This is a genomic window from Pseudomonas sp. 478 (assembly GCF_003254125.1).
Lineage (GTDB): Bacteria > Pseudomonadota > Gammaproteobacteria > Pseudomonadales > Pseudomonadaceae > Aquipseudomonas.
In genome coordinates this window covers 187,358-204,305 of the sequence record NZ_QKZG01000009.1, presented here as the reverse complement: position 1 = coordinate 204,305, position 16,948 = coordinate 187,358, and the positions used below count along the sequence as shown (strand labels likewise).

Below are 16,948 nucleotides of genomic sequence, written 5' to 3'. Positions count from 1 at the left end.
GTTTTATATGACGAACAAAGACGTAACTAAAGTAAAGCGCAAAGGCACGTTCAAGAGCGCCCCGCTGCCAGTAGAAGTTCCAACCGGCCCCGAGCTGCGCGGCGAAGAGCTGGTCAAGGTTGCCGTAGCGGCCCTGGAAGACGTCAAGGGCCAGGATATCCAGGTGATCGACGTTCGTGAAAAGCAGAGCATCACTGACTTCATGATCATCGCCACCGGTACTTCGAACCGTCAGATCGGCGCGATGCTGGATAAGGTCCGCGAAGCGGTCAAAGCCCAGGGCGTCAAGCCGCTGGGTGAAGAAGGCAAGGGCGACAGCGACTGGGTCCTGCTGGATATGGATGATGTCATCGTGCACATGATGACCGCTTCGGCTCGTCAGTTTTACGACCTGGAGCGTCTGTGGTCCGGTGCAGAACAGAGCCGTGCTCTGAACGCGGCTCACCACAGCCCGGAAAACACCCATGAGCACTTCGTCAAGCTCAACAAAGACCAGCAATAAGGGACCGCTGTGCGACTGCGACTGATCGCCGTCGGTTCTCGCATGCCCAAGTGGGTGGAAGAAGGCTGGCATGAATATGCCAAGCGTCTTCCGTCCGAGCTGGCGCTGGAACTGGTGGAAATACCGCTCAACACCCGTGGCAAGAACGCCGACGTGGCGCGCTTCATCCGTCAGGAAGGCGAAGCCATGCTGGCCAAGGTCGGGCCGAACGAGCGTGTTGTGACCCTCGAAGTCCACGGCAAGCCCTGGAGCACCGAGCAACTGGCGGTCGAGCTCGATCGCTGGCGGCTGGACTCGCGCACGGTGAATTTCATGGTCGGCGGCCCCGAAGGGCTGGCGCCGGAAGTCTGTGCCCGGGCCGATCAGCGCTGGTCGCTCTCGCCGCTGACGTTGCCGCACCCGCTGGTGCGAATCCTGATCGGCGAACAGCTGTATCGTGCCTGGACAGTCCTGTCCGGCCACCCTTACCACAAGTAGTTCTGCCCTCATGCCCCAGCCGATCCGCATCAAGGACCACGAAAAAGACGCCCGTCTGGTGCGTGGCCGCGTCGTGTTCGGGGCAATTGCGGTGGTGTCGCTGATCTGTGTGCTGATCGCGCGGCTGTATTTCCTTCAGGTGATCCAGTACGAGTACCACTCGACCCTGTCGGAAAACAACCGCGTCCATGTGCAGCCGATTCCGCCGACCCGCGGGCTGATTTTCGACCGCAATGGCGTGGTGGTGGCCGATAATCGGCCCAGCTTCAGCTTGAGCATGACCCGCGAGCGCTCCGGCGACTGGCAGCAAGTGCTCGACGTCATTGTCGAAGTGCTGGAGCTGACGCCCGAGGACCGGGTGATCTTCGAGAAGCGCATGCGTCAGGGGCGCCGGCCATTCGAGCCGGTGCCGATCCTGTTCGAGCTGACCGAAGAACAGATCGCCCGCATCGCGGTGAATCAGTTCCGTCTGCCGGGTGTGGAAGTGGTCGCGCAGCTGGTGCGTCACTATCCTCAGGGCGCGCACTTTGCGCACTCGGTGGGTTACATGGGGCGGATCAACGAGAAAGAGCTCAAGTCTCTGGACCCGGTGAGTTACAGCGGCACCCATCAAATTGGCAAAACGGGCATCGAGCGCTTCTACGAGCCCGAATTGCACGGTCAGGTCGGTTACGAAGAAGTCGAGACCAACGCCCGTGGCCGCGTGCTGCGGGTACTCAAACGTACCGAACCGATTTCCGGCAAGGACATCGTCCTGAGCCTGGATATCAAATTGCAGGAGGCCGCCGAAGCTGCACTCGGCGGTCGCCGTGGCGCAGTGGTGGCGCTGGACCCGAAAACCGGCGAAGTCCTGGCGATGGTCAGTCAGCCGAGTTTTGACCCGAACCTGTTTGTCACCGGCATCAGCTTCAAGGCCTATTCCGAGCTGCGCGACTCCATCGACCGGCCACTGTTCAACCGCGTGCTGCGCGGCCTGTACCCGCCGGGTTCGACCATCAAACCGGCCGTGGCAATTGCCGGCCTGGATTCTGGCGTTGTGAACGCGTCGAGTCGGGTGTATGACCCCGGCTATTACCAGTTGCCCAACTACGATCACAAGTACCGCAACTGGAACCGTACCGGCGACGGCTACGTCGATCTGGACACGGCGATCATGCGCTCCAACGACACCTACTTTTACGACCTGGCCCACAAGCTGGGGATCGATCGGCTGTCGGCTTACCTGGGCAAGTTCGGCATTGGCCAGAAGGTCTCGCTGGACATGTTCGAAGAGTCGCCGGGGCTGATGCCGACACGGGAATGGAAGCGGGCAACCCGTCGTCAGGCCTGGTTCCCGGGCGAGACGCTGATTCTGGGGATCGGTCAGGGCTACATGCAATCAACGCCCTTGCAACTGGCCCAGGCCACGGCGCTGGTCGCGAACAAGGGTGTCTGGAACCGTCCGCACCTGGCCAAGACCGTCGAAGGCGAGCGGCCGAAGGATGAAAACCCGATGCCGGACATCATCCTGCGTGACCCGTCCGACTGGACCAAGGTCAACCACGGCATGCAGCAGGTGATGCACGGTGCCCGTGGCACAGCGCGCAAAGCGGCGATCGGTTCGCAATACCGGATTGCCGGCAAGAGTGGTACGGCCCAGGTGGTCGCGATCAAGCAGGGTGAGAAGTACGACCGTTCCAAGGTTCAGGAGCGTCACCGCGACCACGCCTTGTTCGTCGGCTTCGCGCCGGCCGACAACCCGCAAATCGTGGTGTCGGTGATGGTCGAGAACGGTGAATCCGGTTCCGGCGTCGCCGCGCCCGTGGTGCGTCAAGTCATGGACGCCTGGCTCCTGGACCAGGACGGCCGACTGAAAGCCGAATACGCCAGCCCTATCAGTGCGGAGGCTACGGCCCGTGAAGAGTAATTTCGATCGCATCCTCTCCAGTGAGGATGTGATGCGTCGCCGTGCGACGCTGTTGCAACGCCTGCACATCGACGGCCCGCTGCTGATCCTGCTGTTGACGCTCGCCGCCGGCAGCCTGTTCGTGCTGTATTCGGCCAGTGGCAAAAGCTGGGATCTGCTGGCCAAGCAAGCCACTTCGTTCGGCATCGGTCTGGTATCGATGATCGTCATCGCCCAATTCGAACCGCGCTTCATGGCCCGTTGGGTGCCAGTCGGTTATGTGATCGGTGTGCTGTTGCTGGTGGTGGTGGACGTTATGGGCCACAACGCCATGGGTGCTACGCGCTGGATCAACATTCCCGGGGTGATCCGCTTCCAGCCCTCGGAATTCATGAAGATTCTGATGCCGGCGACCATCGCCTGGTACTTGTCCAAGCGCACCTTGCCGCCGCAGCTCAAGCATGTGGGCGTCAGTCTGTTTCTGATTGGCTTGCCCTTCATCCTGATCGTGCGTCAGCCCGACCTCGGCACTTCGCTGCTGATTCTGGCCGGCGGTGCGTTTGTGCTGTTTATGGGTGGCTTGAAGTGGCGCTGGATCATCAGCGTGATCGCCGCCGCCGTGCCGGTGGCCGTGGCGATGTGGTTCTTCATCATGCACGACTACCAGAAACAGCGAATCCTGACCTTCCTCGACCCCGAGAGCGATCCGCTGGGCACTGGCTGGAACATCATTCAGTCGAAAGCCGCCATCGGTTCCGGCGGCGTGTTCGGCAAAGGCTGGTTGCTTGGCACTCAGTCGCACCTGGACTTCCTGCCGGAAAGCCACACCGACTTCATTATTGCGGTCATGGGCGAAGAATTCGGCCTGGTGGGTATCTGCGCACTGCTGCTGATTTACCTGCTGTTGATCGGCCGCGGGCTGGTGATTACCGCTCAGGCCCAGACATTGTTCGGCAAATTGCTCGCAGGCAGCCTGACCATGACGTTTTTTGTTTACGTTTTCGTCAACATCGGTATGGTCAGTGGCCTGTTGCCGGTTGTGGGGGTGCCGTTGCCGTTCATTAGCTACGGAGGAACTTCGCTTGTGACGCTGCTGTCAGCGTTTGGGGTTTTGATGTCGATCCATACCCATCGCAAGTGGATCGCTCAGGTTTGAATAAGGTGAAGATTTCAATGCAAGTAATGCGTGGCTGGGCGACTCGATATGCGCCATGGGTCGGCCTGGTAAGCATCCTTGGCACGGCGCAGGAAGCGTTGGCCGGCGATTACGAAGGCTCACCGCAGGTGGCCGAATTCGTCGGTGAAATGACCCGCGACTACGGTTTTGCCGGTGAACAGCTGATGGGGGTGTTCCGCGAAGCCGAGCGCAAGCAGTCGATTCTGGACGCGATCTCGAAACCGGCCGAGCGGGTCAAGCAGTGGAGCGAGTACCGCCCGATGTTCATCACCGACGCGCGCATTGCCCGTGGTGTGGACTTCTGGCGTCAGCACGAGGCGGTACTGGCCCGTGCCGAGCAGGAATACGGCGTACCGGCCCAGGTAATCGTCTCCATCATCGGGGTTGAGACCTTTTTCGGCCGCAATACCGGAAATTTCCGGGTAATCGACGCCTTGTCGACCCTGGGTTTCGACTATCCTCCCCGTGCCGAATTCTTCCGCAAGGAATTGCGTGAGTTCCTGTTGCTGGCCCGGGAAGAGCAGGTCGATCCGCTGACTCTCAAAGGTTCCTACGCTGGCGCCATGGGGTTGCCGCAGTTCATGCCGAGCAGCTTTCGTGCCTATGCGGTGGACTTCGACGGTGACGGCCACATTAATATCTGGACCAATCCGGACGATGCCATTGGCAGCGTCGCCAGTTATTTCAAGCGTCACGGCTGGGTAGCCGGCGAACCAGTGGTCAGCCGCGCCGATGTACGTGGCGATCAGGTGGACGACGGTTTGACCACGGGCATCGAACCGACTAAAACCGTCGGGGAGTTGCGGGCGCTGGGGTGGTCAAGTCATGATGCGCTGCGCGATGATATGCCGGTCACGGCTTTCCGCCTGGAAGGTGACAATGGCCCCGAATACTGGATGGGTCTGACGAATTTTTACGCAATCACGCGTTATAACCGCAGCGTGATGTACGCCATGGCCGTACATCAACTGTCTGAACAGCTGGTCCAAGCACGGGGCGTCAAGTAATGCGGGCATTGCCTATGAATAAACCCCTGAAGCTGATGGCATTCGCCGCGTTGGCGGTGCTGATCGCCAGTTGTTCGACCAGCCGTTCGCCGACCCAAAAGTCTTCCACCGCCGTGCGCGCAACGCCAGGCCTGGACATCAACCGCGCGCACAAAGATGGCGCGCCGTGGTGGGACGTCGATGTATCGCGCATCCCGGATGCCACGCCGACCCTGCACAGCGGTCCTTATAAAGCCAACCCGTACACCGTGCTGGGCAAGACCTATTTCCCATTGCAGGAATCCAAGACCTACGTGGCCTCGGGCACTGCGTCCTGGTATGGCACCAAGTTCCACGGTCAGAACACCGCCAATGGCGAGGTTTACGACCTGTATGGCATGAGTGCTGCTCACAAGACCTTGCCACTGCCAAGTTACGTTCGGGTGACCAACCTGGACAACAACAAGAGCGTGGTTTTGCGAGTCAACGACCGTGGGCCGTTCTACTCGGACCGCATCATCGACTTGTCCTACGCAGCGGCCAAGAAACTCGGCTACGCCGAAATCGGCACCGCGCGGGTCAAGGTTGAAGGTATCGATCCACAACAGTGGTGGGCCGCGAAAGGCCGTCCGGCGCCTTTGATGCTCAATGAGCCTCAAGTAGCGCAAAATGCCGCGCCGACGATTACCGCTTCGGCGGGGACGGTCGAGCAATGGACGCCACCGCCGCAGCAACACGCTTCGGACACCGTGCCTGTGCCGATCAGTGCAAAAAAAAACGCTTCTGTACCAGCCTCTGGCCAGTATCTGCAGGTGGGCGCGTTCGCCAACCCGGACGCTGCAGAACTCCTGAGATCGAAGCTCAGCGGGATGGTGAGCGCTCCGGTGTTCATCAGCTCGATCGTGCGCAATCAACAGACGCTGCATCGGGTACGCCTGGGGCCGATCGGCTCGCCGGGTGAAATCCAGCAAGTGCAGAACAGTGTGCGCCTGGCCAATCTCGGTTCGCCGAGCCTGGTCACTGCCGAGTAATACGTAGTACTTGATTGACGGTTCGCTTGCGGTTTGGGGGGTGGACCTGGTTGTTGGCTCGTTAAAGAACAAAAGCCCGGCAAGGGTTCTGAGTGAACAACTGAACACGCGACAGCTCGTTAGAAAGCTGTCTGATTAGTTTTGCCCCTTAGGGCAGTTTCCATTAGCGATTTCGAGAGACGGATGAACATCACCACCTTTGCCAAACGACTGTGCCTGCTAGTACCGCTGCTCCTCTCGCCTGCCGCTTTCGCGGTCGAGATGATGCCGTCGCCACCGCAACTGGCCGCCAAAGCCTATGTACTCATGGACGCCAGCAGCGGCAACGTGCTGGTGGAGAACAACGGTGACCAGCGTCTGCCTCCGGCCAGCCTGACCAAGCTGATGACCGCGTATATCGCGACCCTGGAAATCCGTCGTGGCCAGATCGGCGAAAACGACCCGGTAACCGTCAGCGAAAACGCCTGGCGCACCGGCGGTTCGCGGATGTTCATCAAGGTCGGCTCGCAAGTCACGGTCAGCGACCTGCTGCACGGCATCATCATTCAGTCGGGTAACGACGCCAGCGTTGCGCTCTCCGAGCACATCGCCGGCAGCGAAGACGCCTTCGCTGACATGATGAACAAAACCGTGGCCGATCTGGGCATGACCAACAGCCACTTCATGAACCCGACCGGTCTGCCGAACCCGGAGCACTACTCGTCGGCGCACGACATGGCGGTGCTGGCTCGCGCGATCATCCACGAAGACCCGGCTCACTACGCGATCTACTCGCAGAAAGAGTTCTTCTGGAACGGCATCAAGCAACCTAACCGTAACCTGCTGCTGTGGCGCGACAAGACGGTCGACGGCCTGAAAACCGGTCACACCGACGAAGCCGGCTACTGCATGGTGTCTTCGGCTGTACGTGATGGCATGCGCCTGATCGCTGTGGTGTTCGGCACCAACAGTGAAGTGGCTCGCGCCTCCGAAACCCAGAAGCTGTTGACCTACGGTTTCCGCTTCTTCGAAACCCAGACGTTCTATCAGAAAGGCGCCGAGCTGGCTCAGGCTCCTGTCTGGAAAGGCACCACCAATCAAGTCAAGGCCGGCCTGGCTGAAGACCTGACCATGACCCTGCCAAAAGGCCAGCTGAAGAAGCTCGCCGCGAGCATGACCATGAACCCGCAACTGGTTGCGCCAATCGCCAAGGGCGACGTGATCGGTAAAGTCGAAGTGAAGCTGGACGACAAAGTCGTGCATAGCGCTGACCTGATCGCTCTGGACGCGGTCGACGAGGGTGGTATCTTCCGCCGCATGTGGGATAGCATCCGTCTATTCTTCTACGGCTTGTTCAACTGAATTAGTGTGGACTTGCATGGCCCTGTTCCAATCCGGAACGGGGCCATGTCCGTTGCCACGGCTTACGAGGCCGTTACGCCATGACAGACACCGAAGTAAAGGCGCCAAAAATCGAATTCCCTTGCGCGGATTACCCGATCAAGGTGATCGGCGACACCGGCGTGGGTTTCAAGGACAAGATCATCGCGATCCTTGAGAAACACGCGACCGTTGACCACAAGACCCTGGCCGAGCGCCAGAGTACCAACGGCAAGTACACGACCATCCAGTTGCACATCATCGCCACCGGCCAGGAACAGCTGTACGACATCAACAGCGAGTTGCGGGCTACCGGTTTCGTGCACATGGTGCTGTGATGTCTGCCGCGGTGGGCTTTCGCGAGCTCGGCCAGATGGCTTACGAGCCGGTCTGGCACGCCATGCAGCGCTTCACCAACGAACGCGGCAGCGATGCCGCGGACGAGATCTGGCTGGTCGAGCACCCACCGGTATTCACCCAGGGGCAGGCCGGCAAGGCTGAACATTTGTTACTCCCGGGAGATATTCCGGTGGTAAAGGTTGATCGCGGTGGTCAAGTGACTTATCACGGTCCCGGCCAATTGGTGGCCTACCTGTTGCTCGACGTACGCAAGCTGGGTTTCGGCGTGCGTGACCTGGTCAGCCGCATGGAACAATGCCTGATCGAGTTGCTGGCCAGCTACGGCGTGACCGCCGTGGCCAAGCCGGACGCTCCGGGTGTTTACGTCAATGGGGCGAAAATCGCTTCTCTGGGTCTGCGGATCCGCCACGGTTGCTCCTTTCATGGCCTGGCCCTGAATGTGGACATGAACCTGGAACCGTTTCGACGGATTAATCCCTGCGGCTACGCCGGGCTGGCGATGACCCAGCTGAGCGATCACGCAGGATCGATTGAATTTGCCGAGGTAAGTGCCCGGCTGCGCGCGCAGCTCGTCAAACACCTCGACTATGCTGAGCAGACGACCCTAACGGGCGGAATCGACTGATATGACTACTGATGCAGTGCAAACCATGATCCCGACGCTGGATGTCACCGAGCGTCCGGCCCCGCGTGCCAAGGTTGAAGCCGGCGTGAAGCTGCGCGGCGCCGAGAAGGTTGCACGTATCCCGGTGAAGATCATTCCGACCACCGAACTGCCGAAGAAACCTGACTGGATTCGCGTGCGTATCCCGGTTTCCCCGGAAGTCGACCGCATCAAGGCCCTGCTGCGCAAACACAAGCTGCACAGTGTCTGCGAAGAGGCGTCCTGCCCGAACCTGGGCGAATGCTTCTCCGGCGGCACCGCGACCTTCATGATCATGGGCGACATCTGCACCCGTCGCTGCCCATTCTGCGACGTTGGCCACGGTCGTCCGAAGCCACTGGACACCAATGAGCCGGAAAGCCTGGCCATCGCCATCGCTGACCTGAAACTCAAGTACGTGGTGATCACCTCGGTTGACCGCGACGACCTGCGCGACGGCGGTGCACAGCACTTTGCCGATTGCATCCGCGAGATCCGCAAGCTGTCGCCCAACGTGCAGCTCGAAACCCTGGTCCCGGATTACCGTGGCCGCATGGACGTTGCGCTGGAAATCACCGCTGCCGAGCCGCCGGATGTGTTCAACCACAACCTGGAAACCGTACCGCGCCTGTACAAGGCTGCGCGTCCGGGTTCGGATTACCAGTGGTCGCTGACCCTGCTGCAACGCTTCAAGCAGATGATGCCGCACATTCCGACCAAGTCCGGCCTGATGCTGGGTCTTGGCGAGACCGACGAAGAAGTGATCGAAGTCATGAAGCGCATGCGCGAACACGACATCGACATGCTGACCCTGGGCCAGTACCTGCAACCGTCCCGCAGCCACTTGCCGGTCCAGCGTTTCGTGCACCCGGACGTGTTCGCCTGGTTCGCCGAGGAAGGTTACAAGATGGGCTTCAAGAACGTCGCTTCCGGCCCGCTGGTGCGTTCCTCGTACCACGCCGACGAGCAGGCGAAACTGGTTAAAGCCGAGCTGATGTCGTCCTGATCGGCTGCCAGACATGAAAAACGCCCGCAGGCATTCAGCCTCGCGGGCATTTTTTTGCCTGCCCACGGCAATGACAGACTTTTCCTGCAACTTTCGGCGCGACTGACCCTCTTCTGTTTGTCCCCGTTCCTGACTACTGTGTGTTTGACGCATTCACGCAGGGAGATTCATGGATGACCGTTCGACCGACTCACACCCTTTGTCCTCACGCACCCGTTCCGGCCTTGCCGTCGCAAGGGCTGATCGGCGTTATTGCGCCCGCCGGTCCCGCAGCGCTGGACACCGACAATGCCATCGCCTGGGTGCGCGCTCGCGGATACTCACTGCGGGTTTTCCCTGGCGTGTACGAGAAAGATGATTATTTAGCCGGCAGTGATGATGTACGGCTCAATGACCTGCACGCCGCGTTCGCCGACAGTGAGGTCGACGCGATCATTTGCTTGCGTGGGGGGTACGGTACGCCGCGGTTACTCGATCGTATCGACTTTGAACTGCTGCGCAACAATGCCAAGCCGTTCATCGGCTACAGCGACATCACCGCGCTGCACTTGGCGATCAGCCGTTATGCGGGTTTCGTGACCTTTCATGGCCCGATGCTCAACGCCGACCTGCTGGGTGACAAGCAAAAACCTACCGAGTCTTCATTCTTCAACATGCTCAGAGGGCAGGTGAAGGCGGGCAGCGTGCTGGCGCACCCGGTCGCCTACCCGTTGACGACGATTGAGCCTGGTATCGCTCACGGACGCTTGCTGGGGGGCAATCTGTCGCTGATCGCGGCGACCATGGGTACGCCGTATGAGTTGGATGCCGAGGGCGTCATCCTGTTCATCGAGGACATTAACGAGCCGCTGTATCGCATCGACCGGCTGCTGACCCATCTGCGCCTGGCCGGCACGCTGCACAAGCTGCGCGGGGTTTTGGTGGGGGATGTGGCGGGGGTTGATACGGTTGCCTTGGAGCGCTTGCTCAAGCAGACCTTTGCGCCTTTGAGGATACCGGTGTTGGCAGGGTGGCGCAGCGGGCATTGCGATCCGAATTTGACGTTGCCGATGGGCGCGCTGGTCAGGCTGGATGCGGGTAATAAGGAATTGGTGTTGGAGCAGGATGTGGTGATCAGGGCTTAGATGGTCATCGCCTGACAGTCCGCCTTCGCGAGCAAGCCCGCTCCCACATTCGACCGTATTCCTATGAGAGAACTCGGTCACCTGTGGGAGCGGGCTTGCTCGCGAAGGCGGCATCCGCCATACGGCTAACTATCGGTTACGAAGGCCTTCGAGCAACTTGTGCGTCGGATACCCATCCGCCGGCCAGCCAAACGACTGCTGGGCGCTGCGGATCGCCTTGCGGGTGTTGGCGCCGATGATGCCGTCGGCGGTGCCCGCGTCGTAGTTCTGAGCGCTCAACAGGCTTTGCAGTTCGATCCGCTCGGTACGGCTCAGCGGCAAATCATCTTTCGGCCATGTGCCGTTGATCAGGCCGGCGCCATTGAAACGCTCGGACAACAGGCTAACGGCCAGGGCATAAGACGACGAGTTGTTGTACTTGAGGATCGCGCGGAAGTTGTCGAGGACCAGGAACGCCGGGCCACGGTAACCGGCCGGCAGCAGCAGGGCGGCTGACAGCTGTTCGGAGCCTGGCGGAACCCGACCGCCATTGGGCAGGGTGACACCCAGTTGCAGCCATTCAGCGACGCTCTTGCGAATCGTGCCATCGGCCAGGACGTAGTTGAAACTGCCCGGTAGCTGCACCTCGAAGCCCCATGGCTGGCCTTTCTGCCAGCCTGAGCTTTGCAGGTAATGCGCCGTCGAGGCCAGCGCGTCGGCCGGGCTGCCCCAGATGTCGCGGCGACCATCGCCATCGAAGTCCACGGCGTGGGTGTTGTAGGTAGTTGGGATGAACTGGGTCTGGCCCATGGCGCCGGCCCAGGAGCCAAGCATTTTCTCAGGCTCGATATCACCCTGTTGCAGGATCTGCAGGGCGGCGATCAGTTGTGCGTGGGCAAACCCGGGACGCCGACCTTCATAGGCCAAAGTCGCCAGGGAATTAATCACCGACTTGTTGCCCTGGAACTGCCCGAAGTTACTTTCCATGCCCCACACCGAGACCAGTGCCTGACGATCGACGCCGTAGCGCTGTTCGATGCTTTGCAGGATGTCGGCGTACTGGCTGACCAGCGCCTGGCCTTTGCGTACCCGCAGCGGCGAAAGGGCGCCGTCGAGGTATTCCCACACCGGACGGGCAAATTCCGGCTGGCTGCGGTCGGCGCGGATCACGCTGGTGTCGAGGCTGACATTGGCGAAGGCGCGGTCGAACAGGTCGGCGCGGATACCGGCGGCCAGAGCGTCCTTGCGGAACCCCGCCTGCCATTCGGCGAAGGTCTGGGTGGGCTGGATGTCGAGGTCTTCACCGGTCGGAACCACGGGCGGAATGACCGCAGGGGCTGTCGCAACGGGGAGGGTCTGAAGCGGTTGGGCGTCGGCGGCGGTCGGTTTTTCCGCGCAGGCGACTAGTAAAACGAGGCTGGAGGCAGCGATCAGTTGGCGCAGGGGCCAACGACGGGAAATACAAAGGGGCATGCACGGGTCCAGGGAGTACGAATCAGGTGCAGACCTTAACATGTTGAGCGAGCGCTTGCCTTTCAGGCCGCCAGAAAGTAAGAAGCCTCCCAGCTATTAGACTGGAAGGCTTCGCGGCGGTAGCTGCCTTTGCCCTTGCCGGCTCGTTCCTGACGGCTGCGGAACAGTGGCTGGGCGATGATGGATTTGGCCTTGTTGGGGCCATTTTTGGATGGCTTTTTGCTCATGAGCGGATCTCTCGATTGAGTGGGTTTTGCGGGGGAAATAATCTGCCGAAGTTGAGATTCTGTCTATAGGGCAAATGGATGTGGGTAATGTAGGAAACCTCTGTAGCAGCTACAGAGGGCGTGTTTACTCGGCAGGCAAGTTCAGCCGCTGGCCGGCCATCAACAACGACAACCGACTCAAACTCATCCACGGCGAACCGGCCGCCTGGCCTTTGATCTGCGCGTCGATGCGCTGAGCTTCCAGCAATAGCTGCGCCCAGCGTTGCGCCGAGTAGCGTTGCAAGGCTTTGCTCATCAATGGTTTGCGTTTGTCCCAGACCGGCGGTCGGGCAGAGCTGAAGGCTTTGTCCAGTGGCACGCCCTGGCTGTACTGCAGCGACAGGTTGGCCAGCAGACGCAGCTCCCGGGCCAGTGCCCAGAGAATCACCGGTGGTTCGACGCCTTCACCGCGCAGCCCTTCGAGCATGCGCAGGGCATGAGCCGCTTCGCCGTTGAGAATCGCATCGGTCAGGCCAAAGACATCGAAGCGCGCACTGTCGGCCACTGCCGCTTGCACGGTTTCAACAGTGATTTGACCGCCTTCGGCCATCAGCTTGAGCTTTTCGATTTCCTGGGCAGCCGCGAGCAGGTTGCCCTCGACCCGTGCGGCGATCAGTTCGACGGCGTCCTGGCTGGCGGAAAGCCCGGCCTGGGACAACCGTTGACGGATCCAGCTCGGCAACTGGTTGGCCTCTATCGGCCAGATTTGCACGAACTGGGTCTGCTGACCTTCGACCAGCGCCTTGCCCCACTTGGTTTTCTGCGCACTGCCGTCAAGTTTCGGCAGGCTGATCAGCAACACCGTGTCTTCAGCGGGCCGTGAGCAGTACTCGATAAACGCGGCAGCGCCTTTGTCACCGGGTTTGCCGGACGGCAGACGCAGTTCCAGCAGGCGCTTTTCAGCGAACAGCGACATGCTCGCGCCGGCTTGCAGCAACGTTCCCCAGTCGAAACTGGCGTCGGCGGCGAAGACCTGGCGCTCGTCGAATCCCTGTTGGCGGGCGGCGGCACGAATGGCGTCGGCGGCTTCCTGACACAGCAGTGGGTCATCGCCACTGATGATATAGACCGGCGCGAGGGCACCTTGCAGGTGTTTGGCGAGTTGGGCGGGGGCGAGTTTCATAGGAGAGGGCGAACGGGGCGCCTGGGCGCCCCGTAAGTCTTACTGCTGCGGCAGTTGGATTGGCGACTGACGCGGAGTGTTCGCTTCAGCCTTCTGCGCCGCTTCCAGTGCATCGGCTTCAGCCTTGGCTCTGGCTTCGGCGGTCTGTTGCAGCTGATCCAGCTGGGTCGGCGTGAGCTGTTGCAGGCGCAGCATCATCCGTTGAACCAGTTCACGACGGGTGTCCTTGCGGGCGTCGTTGCCTTCCTGATCGGAACCTACCAGGTTGTTGCCGTCGTGCATGAAGACTTTCTGCACTTCGAGCTTGTCGCTCAACAGCGACAGGTCGCGCCCACCACGGATATCGTAGTTCAGCACTGTAGTCACCTGATACTCGCCAGTACGACCGGCACCTGCGTAGCTGAGGATGCGCTGGCTTTCCTGCTCATCGGTCAGCACCAGCTTGTAAGGTGCGCCGCTGTAGACCTTGACGCCGCTGCTTTCCAGCACCTGACGCAGTTGCGTCACCGTTTCGCCGTAGGCGTTACGGGCACTCAGGTCGAGTTCCTTGATCGCCAGTTCAGTGGTGCCGGTGCCGCGCAGCTGGAAACCGCAGGCGCTCAACAGGACCGCAAGGCCCATCACCAGCAAATTGCGTTTGATCATCTTGTTGCTCCCCTTGAAACCATGTGGGCCGATCGTGCGGCCCGAAAGGTTTTACTCGGCGCCAGGCATGACCTGGCGCCTGATCCAATTAGCTGGCGACGATATTGACCAGTTTCCCGGGCACTACGATCACTTTACGAATGGTCAGACCGTCAACAAAGCGCAGCACGTTCTCGTTGGCCCGTGCGGCGGCTTCGACTTCTTCGCGGCTGGCGCTGGCGGGCATTTCGATGTGGCCACGCAGCTTGCCGTTGACCTGGATGACCAGTTGCAGGCTGTCCTGCACCAACGCGCTTTCGTCCAGCACCGGCCAAGCGGCGTCGATCACCGGGTCAGCATGGCCCAGGCGATGCCACAGCTCGTGGCTGATGTGCGGGGTGATCGGGGCCAGGAGCAGAGTGACGGCTTCCAGACCTTCGTGAATCAGCGCGCGATCCTGTTCGGTGCCTTGCGGGGCTTTTTCCAGCACGTTCATCAGCGTCATCACCTGAGCGATGGCGGTGTTGAATTTGTGGTTCTGGCCGACGTCATGGCTGGCCTGCTTGATCGCCTGGTGGATCGAGCGACGAATGGCTTTCTGCTCGTCATTCAGGCTGGCGACGTCCAGTTTGCCCGGCAGGCCCTGAGTGACGTGGGCTTGAGCCAGGCGCCAGACACGCTTGAGGAAACGGTGCGAACCTTCGACTCCAGAGTCGGACCATTCCGCGCTCATGTCGGGTGGCGAGGCGAACATCATGAACAGGCGGCAGGTGTCTGCGCCGAACTGGTCGATCATCGACTGTGGGTCGACGCCGTTGTTTTTCGACTTGGCCATCTTCTCGGTGCCACCGATTTCCACCGGCAGGCCGTCCGCGATCAGCTTGGCGCTGATTACTTTGGCTTTGCTGTCGCGTTCGAGTTCGACGTCTGCCGGGTTGAACCAGGTGTAAGCACCGTTGGCTTCGCGACGATAGTAAGTCTCGGCGATCACCATGCCCTGGGTCAGCAGGTTCTTGAACGGTTCGTTGGAGCTCACCAGGCCTTCATCGCGCATCAGCTTGTGGAAGAAACGTGCGTAGAGCAGGTGAAGAATCGCGTGTTCGATACCGCCGATGTACTGATCAACCGGCAACCAATGGTCGGCCGCCGATTTTTCCACCAGACCGCCTTCATAGTGCGGGGAGGCGTAACGGGCGTAGTACCACGAGGACTCGACGAAGGTGTCCATGGTGTCGGTTTCACGCTTGGCCGGTGCGCCGCATTTCGGGCAGCTGCACTCGTAGAACTCGGGCATGCGCGCCAATGGCGAACCGGCGCCGTCCGGTACGACGTCTTCCGGCAGCACGACTGGCAACTGATCTTCCGGGACCGGCACATCACCGCAGGTGGTGCAGTGGATGATCGGGATCGGGCAACCCCAGTAGCGCTGACGGCTGATGCCCCAGTCGCGCAGGCGGAACTGGGTACGCGAGGCGCCGAGGTTCTTCTTGATCAGCGCGACTTCGATGGCGTCAAAAGCGCCCGCGAAGTCGAGGCCGTCAAACTCGCCGGAATTGATCAACGTGCCGTGCTCGCCGTAAGCGTCTTGCCACGGAGCCGGGTTGGTGTCACCGGAACTGGTGCGCACCACTGACTTGATCGGCAGGTTGTACTTGGTGGCGAACTCAAAATCGCGTTCGTCGTGAGCCGGTACAGCCATGACCGCGCCATCGCCGTAGTGCATCAGCACATAGTTGGCGACCCACACCGGGAGCTTCTCACCGGTCAGTGGATGCTCGACGAACAGCGAAGTGCGCAGGCCTTTTTTCTCTTGAGTGGCGACGTCGGCTTCGGCAACGCTGCCGCCCTTGCATTCAGCGATGAACGCTTGCAGCTCAGGGTTGTTCTGCGCAGCCAGGGTAGCCAAATGGTGTTCGGCGGCCACCGCAACGTAGGTTGCGCCCATCAGGGTGTCCGGACGGGTAGTGAATACTTTCAGCGCGCCGGTTTCACCGATTGAGGAGACGTCATACGGGAACTGCACTTCCATGCCGCGGGATTTGCCGATCCAGTTGCGCTGCATGGTCTTGACCTGTTCAGGCCAGCCCGGCAGATCGTCGAGGCTCGACAGCAACTCATCCGCGTAGGCGGTGATCTTGAAGTAGTACATCGGAATTTCGCGCTTTTCGATCAGCGCGCCGGAACGCCAGCCGCGACCGTCGATCACCTGTTCGTTGGCCAGAACGGTCTGATCGACCGGGTCCCAGTTCACGGTGCCGCTTTTTTTGTAGATCACGCCTTTTTCGAACAGGCGAGTGAACAGCCATTGTTCCCAGCGGTAGTAATCAGGCTTGCAGGTGGTGACTTCGCGGGACCAGTCCACCGCGAGGCCCAGGCTGCGCAGCTGGGTTTTCATGTAGGCGATGTTTTCGTAGGTCCACTTGGCGGGCGCTACGTTGTTCTTCATCGCGGCGTTTTCCGCCGGCATGCCGAAGGCGTCCCAACCCATGGGTTGCAGGACGTTCTTGCCTTGCATGCGCTGGTAGCGGGAGATCACGTCGCCGATGGTGTAGTTGCGCACGTGCCCCATGTGTAGCTTGCCGCTGGGGTAAGGGAACATCGACAGGCAGTAGAAAGTCTCCTTGCCTGGCTGTTCACTGACTTCAAAGGACTTTTGCTCGTCCCAGAACGACTGGGCGGCGGCTTCGATTTCACGGGGCTGATATTGTTCGTGCATGGCTACTTTTGAACTGAATAGGGGTGGCCTAATCCTCTTCAATGCAACGCTGGGCGGTGATCACGCCAAATCGGCGTTTCGGTGCCCAGACGAGCTGGAAGTGGAGTTACAGGAAGCGCCGTAGCATACATGACCGCACTCTACCGAGGGAAACCCTGATTACTGCTGCGGGTCGCCCAAAAACCGCTGCGAGGGCCGTTGGTCGCAGCACTCAGCC

The 16,948-nt window shown here is 60.5% G+C and carries 16 protein-coding genes; 11 read left to right on the top strand and 5 right to left on the bottom strand.

Annotation, left to right across the window (positions count from 1 at the left end; genetic code table 11):
* The first annotated feature begins 7 nt into the window (after nucleotides 1-7).
* From rsfS to DFS28_RS19990, 11 genes are all read left to right on the top strand, one after another.
* Nucleotides 8-502: a ribosome silencing factor gene (rsfS, locus tag DFS28_RS20040; RefSeq protein ID WP_111451172.1), complete on the top strand. Its 495-nt coding sequence runs from the start codon at nucleotides 8-10 to the stop codon at nucleotides 500-502.
* A gap of 9 nt (nucleotides 503-511) precedes the next feature.
* Nucleotides 512-979 (top strand): 23S rRNA (pseudouridine(1915)-N(3))-methyltransferase RlmH, encoded by a 468-nt coding sequence (rlmH, locus tag DFS28_RS20035; RefSeq protein ID WP_007937439.1) that lies wholly within the window; start codon nucleotides 512-514, stop codon nucleotides 977-979.
* Nucleotides 980-989: 10 nt separating this feature from the next.
* Nucleotides 990-2,885, top strand: coding sequence for a penicillin-binding protein 2 (mrdA, locus tag DFS28_RS20030; RefSeq protein ID WP_111451171.1), 1,896 nt, complete (start codon nucleotides 990-992; stop codon nucleotides 2,883-2,885).
* A 31-nt stretch (nucleotides 2,886-2,916) separates the two neighbouring features.
* The gene (rodA, locus tag DFS28_RS20025; protein WP_165934010.1) at nucleotides 2,917-4,020 is read left to right on the top strand and encodes a rod shape-determining protein RodA; all 1,104 of its coding nucleotides are present in this window, start codon (nucleotides 2,917-2,919) and stop codon (nucleotides 4,018-4,020) included.
* A 17-nt stretch (nucleotides 4,021-4,037) separates the two neighbouring features.
* Entirely contained in the window at nucleotides 4,038-5,048 is a 1,011-nt protein-coding gene (mltB, locus tag DFS28_RS20020; RefSeq protein ID WP_111451169.1) for a lytic murein transglycosylase B, read from the top strand.
* The gene (locus DFS28_RS20015; RefSeq protein WP_111451168.1) at nucleotides 5,048-6,058 is read left to right on the top strand and encodes a septal ring lytic transglycosylase RlpA family protein; all 1,011 of its coding nucleotides are present in this window, start codon (nucleotides 5,048-5,050) and stop codon (nucleotides 6,056-6,058) included. Before mltB ends, DFS28_RS20015 begins: the two co-directional genes overlap by 1 nt.
* Before the next feature lie 183 nt (nucleotides 6,059-6,241).
* Nucleotides 6,242-7,399: a D-alanyl-D-alanine carboxypeptidase family protein gene (locus DFS28_RS20010; RefSeq protein WP_033054153.1), complete on the top strand. Its 1,158-nt coding sequence runs from the start codon at nucleotides 6,242-6,244 to the stop codon at nucleotides 7,397-7,399.
* An 80-nt stretch (nucleotides 7,400-7,479) separates the two neighbouring features.
* The gene (locus DFS28_RS20005; protein WP_008152827.1) at nucleotides 7,480-7,755 is read left to right on the top strand and encodes a DUF493 domain-containing protein; all 276 of its coding nucleotides are present in this window, start codon (nucleotides 7,480-7,482) and stop codon (nucleotides 7,753-7,755) included.
* On the top strand, nucleotides 7,755-8,402 hold the full coding sequence (gene lipB, locus DFS28_RS20000; RefSeq protein ID WP_056744566.1) for a lipoyl(octanoyl) transferase LipB: 648 nt from the start codon (nucleotides 7,755-7,757) through the stop codon (nucleotides 8,400-8,402). The genes DFS28_RS20005 and lipB overlap by 1 nt, the downstream gene beginning before the upstream one ends.
* Before the next feature lies 1 nt (nucleotide 8,403).
* Nucleotides 8,404-9,426, top strand: coding sequence for a lipoyl synthase (gene lipA, locus DFS28_RS19995; RefSeq protein WP_008152832.1), 1,023 nt, complete (start codon nucleotides 8,404-8,406; stop codon nucleotides 9,424-9,426).
* A gap of 173 nt (nucleotides 9,427-9,599) precedes the next feature.
* Complete coding sequence (locus tag DFS28_RS19990; protein WP_111451167.1) at nucleotides 9,600-10,550, top strand: LD-carboxypeptidase; 951 nt, start codon at nucleotides 9,600-9,602, stop codon at nucleotides 10,548-10,550.
* A gap of 129 nt (nucleotides 10,551-10,679) precedes the next feature.
* On the opposite strand, the gene DFS28_RS19985 is transcribed toward DFS28_RS19990, so the two are convergent.
* From DFS28_RS19985 to leuS, 5 genes are all read right to left on the bottom strand, one after another.
* Nucleotides 10,680-12,002, bottom strand: a complete 1,323-nt coding sequence (locus tag DFS28_RS19985; protein ID WP_111451166.1) for a lytic murein transglycosylase — start codon at nucleotides 12,000-12,002, stop codon at nucleotides 10,680-10,682.
* Nucleotides 12,003-12,064: 62 nt separating this feature from the next.
* Complete coding sequence (arfA, locus tag DFS28_RS19980; RefSeq protein ID WP_094470475.1) at nucleotides 12,065-12,229, bottom strand: alternative ribosome rescue factor ArfA; 165 nt, start codon at nucleotides 12,227-12,229, stop codon at nucleotides 12,065-12,067.
* A 124-nt stretch (nucleotides 12,230-12,353) separates the two neighbouring features.
* Nucleotides 12,354-13,391, bottom strand: coding sequence for a DNA polymerase III subunit delta (gene holA, locus DFS28_RS19975; protein ID WP_111451165.1), 1,038 nt, complete (start codon nucleotides 13,389-13,391; stop codon nucleotides 12,354-12,356).
* 39 nt (nucleotides 13,392-13,430) lie between these two features.
* The gene (gene lptE, locus DFS28_RS19970) at nucleotides 13,431-14,036 is read right to left on the bottom strand and encodes an LPS assembly lipoprotein LptE (RefSeq protein WP_111451164.1); all 606 of its coding nucleotides are present in this window, start codon (nucleotides 14,034-14,036) and stop codon (nucleotides 13,431-13,433) included.
* Between the two features lie 88 nt (nucleotides 14,037-14,124).
* Nucleotides 14,125-16,731, bottom strand: coding sequence for a leucine--tRNA ligase (gene leuS / locus DFS28_RS19965; RefSeq protein ID WP_111451163.1), 2,607 nt, complete (start codon nucleotides 16,729-16,731; stop codon nucleotides 14,125-14,127).
* Between the last annotated feature and the right edge of the window lie 217 nt (nucleotides 16,732-16,948).